Below are 6,466 nucleotides of genomic sequence, written 5' to 3'. Positions count from 1 at the left end.
CCGCCGAATCGGGGGCTGCGGGCGCAGCTGCCGGCGCCGCCGGCGCGCCGATGGCCGCGCGCTCCAGCAGGCTGCTGCCGCCGCCGGCCGGCCGGGCGTGGCCGAAGTAGGCCAGCAGCAAAGTGCAGGCGAAGAACACCGCGGCCAGCACCGCGGTGGTGCGCGACAGGAAGTTCGCGCTGCCGCTGGCACCGAACAGGCTGCCGGCACTGCCGCTGCCGAAGGCGGCGCCCATGTCGGCGCCCTTGCCGTGCTGGATCAGGATCAGCCCGATCATCGCGAGTGCGGTGAGCATCTGCACGCCCACCAGGATGTTGAGGACCACATTCATTCGTTCTAACTCCTAAATTTTGTCGTCGGCCGCGCGCTTCAGCGGGCCGCTGCAATGATCTGCAGGAAATCGGGGGCCTTGAGCGACGCGCCGCCGATCAGGCCACCGTCGATGTCGGCTTCGGCCAGCAGCTCGGCCGCATTGGCCGCGTTCATGCTGCCGCCATAAAGAATGCGGATGCCCGCGGCGTGCTCGCTTGCCGCGTGGTGCAGCTGGGCGCGCAGCACCGCATGCACCGCCTGGGCCTGCGCCGGCGTCGCCGTCTGGCCGGTGCCGATGGCCCAGACCGGCTCGTAGGCGACCACGATCTCGCTGATGCAATGGCCGTTGACGTGGATCACCGCGGCCAGTTGGCGCTTGACCACTTCCTCGGTGCGCCCGGCCTCGCGCTCGGCCAGGGTCTCGCCGACGCAGACGATCGGCGTGATGCCGTTGACCAGCGCGGCGGCGGTCTTGGCCGCCACGAGTTCATCGGTCTCGCCGTGGTACTGGCGCCGCTCGGAATGTCCCACGATGGCGTAGCGCACGCCGAAGTCCTTCAGCATGGCCGCCGATTGCTCGCCGGTGAAGGCGCCCTGCGGCTGGGCCGAGAGATCCTGGGCACCGAGCGAGATCGGCGAGCCGGCCAGCAGCGACTGCGCCTGCGCCAAGTACGGCGCCGGGACGCAGACCGCGACCTCGCAAGCGGGCGAGCCGACACCGGCCAGCAAGGCCTTCACGAGCGCCTCGTTGGCAGCCAGGCTGCCGTTCATCTTCCAGTTGCCGGCGATCAGCTTCTTCTTGGTCGTCATGTCGTTCTTGTTCACCAGGTCAGCACGATCTTGCCGATGTGCTGATTCGATTCCATCAGGACGTGGGCCTGCGCGGCGCCGCTGGGCTCACCGGCCGCGGCGAAGCGGCTGTGGATGATCGGCTTGACCGCACCGCTCTCGAGCAGCGGCCAGACCTTCTCGCGCAGCGCCTTGGCGATCGCACCCTTGAACGCGACCGGCCGCGGCCGCAAGGTCGAGCCGGTGACCGTGAGCCGGCGGCGCAGCACCAGGCCGGCGTTGATCTCGCCCTTGACGCCGCCCTGCACCGCGATGATCACCAGCCGGCCGTCCTCGGCCAGGCAGTCGAGCTCGCGCGCCACGTAGCCGCCGGCCACCATATCCAGAATCACGTCGACGCCCTTGCCGCCGGTGAGGCGCTTGGCCTCCTCGGCGAAATCGGCCGTCTTGTAGTTGATCGCATGGTCGGCGCCGAGCTTCAGGCAGGCGTCGCACTTGTCGTCGCTGCCGGCCGTCGCGATCACTGTGGCGCCGAGCGCCTTGCCGAGTTGGATCGCGGTCACGCCGATACCGCTCGAGCCGCCCTGGATCAGCAGGGTCTCGCCCTTTTGCAGGCGGCCGCGCTCGAAGACGTTGCTCCAGACGGTGAAGAAGGTCTCGGGCAGCGTGGCGGCCTCGACATCGCTCCAGCCCTTGGGCACCGGCAGGCATTGCGCCACCGGCGCCACGCACAGCTCGGCGTAGCCGCCGCCGGCCACCAGGGCGCAGACGTGGTCGCCGATCTTGAAGCCGGCCTCGKCCAGCGCCTTGTCGTCGCCCGCGACGATCTCGCCGGCGACTTCGAGGCCCGGCAGGTCGGAGGCGCCGGGCGGCACCGGATAGTTGCCGGTCCGCTGCAGCACGTCGGGGCGGTTGACGCCGCTCGCGGCCACGCGGATCAGCAATTCGCCCGCCCCGGCAACGGGCGCGGGGCGTTCCACCATGCGCAGCACCTCGGGGGCGCCGAACGATGTGATCTCAATGGCTTTCATGGTCTTGTTCCGAGTAGCGGCCGGCCGCGCAGAACGCGAACGGCGCGCATTTCCACAGCACGACGGCGTTGCCGCCATCGCGGCCCATCAGGCCTGGCCGTCGCCGCGGCTCGATTCCTGCACCGCCGGCTGCTCGGTCCCCTGCTCCGCAGGCTGATCGCCGCCACGCTCGCTGTTCTCGAAACGCGGTGCACGCTCGGTGCGCGGCGGACGGTCGCCGCCACGATCGCCACGGTCCGAACGCTCGCGGCGCTCGCCGCCACGATCGCCACGGTCGCCGCGGTCACCGCGGTCACCCCGGTCTTCACGCGGCGGGCGCTCGCTGAATTCCATGCCGGCCGGACGCTCGGTCAGGGCCTTCATGGACAGCTTGACGCGGCCCTTCTCGTCGGTCTCGAGCACCTTGACCTTCACGATCTGGCCTTCGCTCAGGTAGTCGGTGACCTTCTCGACGCGCTCGTGCGCGATCTGGCTGATGTGCAGCAGGCCGTCCTTGCCCGGCAGCAGGTTGATCAGCGCGCCGAAGTCGAGGATCTTGGTGACCGGGCCTTCGTAGACCTTGCCGATTTCCACTTCCGCGGTGATCTGCTCGATGCGCTTCTTGGCGGCTTCGGCCTTTTCCGGGTCGGTCGAGGCGATGGTGATGGTGCCGTCTTCGTCGATGTTGATCGTGGTGCCGGTTTCTTCCTGCAGGCCACGGATCACCGAACCGCCCTTGCCGATCACGTCGCGGATCTTCTCGGGGTTGATCTTCAGCGTGGTCAGGCGCGGCGCGAAGGTCGAGACTTCGGCCTTGGCCTCGCCCATGGCTTCCTGCATCTTGCCGAGGATGTGCATGCGCGCTTCCTTGGCCTGCGCCAGGGCGACCTGCATGATTTCCTTCGTGATGCCCTGGATCTTGATGTCCATCTGCAGCGCGGTGATGCCGTTGGTCGTGCCGGCCACCTTGAAGTCCATGTCGCCCAGGTGATCTTCGTCGCCCAGGATGTCGGTCAGCACCGCGAAGCGGTTGTCTTCCTTGATCAGGCCCATGGCGATGCCGGCCACGTGCGCCTTCATCGGCACGCCGGCGTCCATCATCGACAGGCAGCCGCCGCAGACCGAGGCCATCGACGAGGAGCCGTTCGACTCGGTGATTTCCGAGACCACGCGGATCGTGTACGGGAACTCTTCCTTGTTCGGCAGCACCGCGACCAGCGCGCGCTTGGCGAGGCGGCCGTGGCCGACTTCGCGGCGCTTGGTCGAGCCCATGCGGCCGACTTCGCCGGTGGCGAACGGAGGCATGTTGTAGTGGAACAGGAAGCGGTCTTCGTACTCGCCCATCAGCGCGTCGATGCGCTGCGCATCGCGCTCGGTGCCGAGCGTGGTGATGACCAGCGCCTGGGTTTCGCCGCGCGTGAACAGGGCCGAGCCGTGGGTGCGGGGCAGCACGCCGTTGCGGATCTCGATCGGGCGCACGGTGCGCGTGTCGCGGCCGTCGATGCGGGGTTCGCCCGACAGGATCTGGCCGCGGACGATCTTCGATTCGATCGCGAACAGCAGGTCGCTGACCTTGCCGGCGTCGAAGGGCTCGCCGCTTTCCTTCAGCGCTTCCATCACGCTGGCGTTGGCTTCGCGCAGGGCTTGCGTGCGGGCCTGCTTGCTGCGGATCTGGTAGACCGCGCGCAGCTTCTCTTCGGCCAGGCCCTTGACCTTGGCGACGAAGGCTTCGTCTTCGGCCGGCGGCTGCCAGTCCCACACGGGCTTGCCGGCGTCGCGCACCAGTTCGTGGATCGCGTTGATCGCGATGTTGGCTTGCTCATGGCCGAACACCACGCCGCCGAGCATGATTTCTTCGCTCAGCTGCAGGGCTTCGGACTCGACCATCAGCACGGCGGCTTCGGTGCCGGCGACGACCAGGTCCATCTGCGAATCGCGGCGCGCGGTCTGGCCCGGGTTCAGCACGTACTGGCCATTGATGTAGCCGACGCGGGCGGCGCCGATCGGGCCGCTGAACGGGATGCCGGAAATCGACAGCGCGGCGCTGACGMCGATCATGGCGGCGATGTCGGCATCGACTTCGGGGTTGAGCGACAGCGTGTGGATGACCACGTGCACTTCGTTCAGGAAGCCTTCGGGGAACAGCGGACGGATCGGGCGGTCGATCAGGCGCGAGGTCAGGGTTTCGTGTTCGCTGGGCTTGGCTTCGCGCTTGAAGAAGCTGCCCGGGATCTTGCCGGCGGCGTAGGTCTTCTCGATGTAGTCGACGGTCAGCGGGAAGAAGTCCTGGCCGGGCTTGGCCGACTTGGAGGCGACCACGGTGGCCAGCACCACGGTGCCTTCGATGTCGACGGTCACGGCACCGGAGGCCTGGCGCGCGATCTCGCCGGTTTCCAGGACGACGGTCTTGCCGCCCCATTGGAAGGACTTGGTGACTTTGTTGAAGAGGCTCATGTTGTGCTCCTGTTTGGATGGCGGTGCATTCCGTGACGACCACGGGTCCCGCGGGGGGCCGGAGCGCTTGCCAGAACACGATGCCATTCCAGGGAAGTTCGGCGGAGAACCTCTCTGGAATGACACAGCTTCGCTCTGTTTTTGCGGCTCCGAAGTAAAAAACGCCTGAGCTAGCGGACTAACCCAGGCGTTTTTGCATGCGATTCGACTTACTTGCGCAGGCCCAGCTTGGCGATCAGCGCGGTGTAGCGGTCGGCGTCCTTGGACTTGAGGTAGTCCAGCAGCTTGCGGCGGCGGCTCACCATGCGAAGCAGGCCGCGGCGACCGTGGTGGTCCTTGGCGTGCGTCTTGAAGTGAGGCGTGAGTTCGTTGATGCGGGCGGTCAGCAGTGCGACTTGCACTTCGGGGCTGCCGGTGTCGTTGGCGGCGCGGGCGTTGTCCTTGACAACTTCGGCCTTGATGGAGGCTGCGATCATGTGTGTTTCCTTTGTTCCGGTCCCGCGATTGAAATCTCTTCGGGATGTTTGACTTGCGGTGTGCGCTGGAACTGCACCCACCGTGCGCTCTGCCGAATGCAAAGCTTTGGGATTATAGCTCGCCCCCAGGTTGCCTGCACTTCGTGTCAGGCGCCCACCCCCTACCGGGGGCAACACCTGAGGCCCGGCAAAGCCGGTTCCTCGGTGTTTCACGAAGGGGCCGGGCTACGCCGGCCTCTGGATCAACGTTGTGCCGCAAGCCAGCCCTTGAGGCGGTTCACGCCCTCCACCAGCCGCTGCGGGTCCTTCGAGGCGAAGCACCAGCGCAGCCAGCCCTGGGCTTCGGGGGCGAAGGCATTGCCGGGGGCCAGGCCGAGCCCGGCCTCGACCACCAGGCGCTTGGCGACCTCGAGCGAATCGCCGAAGCCCTCGAGCTGGAAGAAGGCGTACATGCCGCCGCGCGCCGGCGCGACCTTGACGCCGGGAACCTCGGCCAGCAAGGGCAGCAGCGTGTCGCGGCAGGCCTTGAGGTGGGCCACGATCCTCGGCGTGATCTCGTCGCCGTGGGCCAGCGCCGCGATCCCCGCGCGCTGCGTGAAGACGCTGGCGCAGGAGGTGTTGAACTCGATCAGCTTGCCCATGCCGTCCATCAGGGACGGCGGCAGCACCAGCCAGCCGAGCCGCCAGCCGGTCATCAGGAAACTCTTGCTGAAGCTGTGGGCGACCACGAGCCGGTCGTCGGCGCCCGCGATGTCGAGGAAGCTGGGCGCGCAGCCGTTGGGCGTCGGCTCGTAGTACAGCCGCTCGTAGACCTCGTCGGCCAGGATCCAGGTGCCCGTCCCACGGCAATGGTCGAGGATCGCCTGCTGCTCGGCCCGCGTCAGCGTCCAGCCGGTCGGGTTGTTGGGCGCATTGACGATCAGCAGCTTCGTGGCCGGCGTGACCGCCGCGCGCAGCGCGTCCAGGTCCAGCGTCCACTGCCCCGCCCTCGGCACCAGCGACACGCAGCGCACGCGCGCCCCGAGGATGGCGGGCTGCGCCGTGAGGTTCGGCCACACCGGCGTGATCGCCACCACCTCGTCGCCGGCGTCGACCAGTGCCTGCACCGCCAGCATCAGCGCGCTGACGCCGCCCGAGGTGATCGCGATGCGCGAGGCCTCGATCTTCGGATGCAGGCCGCTCATGTAGGCGGCGACGGCTTCCCGCAGCTCGGGCAATCCGAGGTTGTGGGCATAGAAAGTCTCGCCGCGCTGCAGCGAATCGATGGCCGCCTGGCGGACCACCTCGGGCGTCACCTCGTCGCTCTCGCCGAACCAGAAGGCCAGCACGTCGCTGCGGCCGAGGCCGGCATTGGCCACCTCGCGGATCTTGGAGGCTTCGAGGTTCTGGATCGCATCGCGCATGGTCATCTTTCCTTGCATTGAG

6 protein-coding genes are annotated in these 6,466 nt (G+C 67.8%); all 6 read right to left on the bottom strand.

Annotated features, from left to right (window positions below; translation table 11 throughout):
- Positions 1 to 331 (bottom strand): preprotein translocase subunit SecG (gene secG / locus AC1D2E_RS25310; protein ID WP_478199950.1); only part of this gene is annotated, 331 nt, incomplete at its 3' end.
- A 38-nt stretch (positions 332 to 369) separates the two neighbouring features.
- Entirely contained in the window at positions 370 to 1,122 is a 753-nt protein-coding gene (gene tpiA / locus AC1D2E_RS25305; protein WP_478199951.1) for a triose-phosphate isomerase, read from the bottom strand.
- A gap of 11 nt (positions 1,123 to 1,133) precedes the next feature.
- Complete coding sequence (locus AC1D2E_RS25300) at positions 1,134 to 2,132, bottom strand: NAD(P)H-quinone oxidoreductase (protein WP_478199949.1); 999 nt, start codon at positions 2,130 to 2,132, stop codon at positions 1,134 to 1,136.
- An 87-nt stretch (positions 2,133 to 2,219) separates the two neighbouring features.
- Positions 2,220 to 4,565 (bottom strand): polyribonucleotide nucleotidyltransferase, encoded by a 2,346-nt coding sequence (gene pnp, locus AC1D2E_RS25295; RefSeq protein WP_478199948.1) that lies wholly within the window; start codon positions 4,563 to 4,565, stop codon positions 2,220 to 2,222.
- A 209-nt stretch (positions 4,566 to 4,774) separates the two neighbouring features.
- A complete protein-coding gene (gene rpsO / locus AC1D2E_RS25290; protein WP_007837783.1) occupies positions 4,775 to 5,041 on the bottom strand; it encodes a 30S ribosomal protein S15 in 267 nt (88 codons plus the stop codon).
- Between the two features lie 242 nt (positions 5,042 to 5,283).
- Entirely contained in the window at positions 5,284 to 6,462 is a 1,179-nt protein-coding gene (locus AC1D2E_RS25285; RefSeq protein ID WP_478199947.1) for a pyridoxal phosphate-dependent aminotransferase, read from the bottom strand.
- Between the last annotated feature and the right edge of the window lie 4 nt (positions 6,463 to 6,466).

The organism is Variovorax sp. P1_H2, assembly GCF_056405295.1.
The sequence above is the reverse complement of the archived record's forward strand: the minus strand, read 5'-3'. Positions and strand labels throughout refer to the sequence as shown.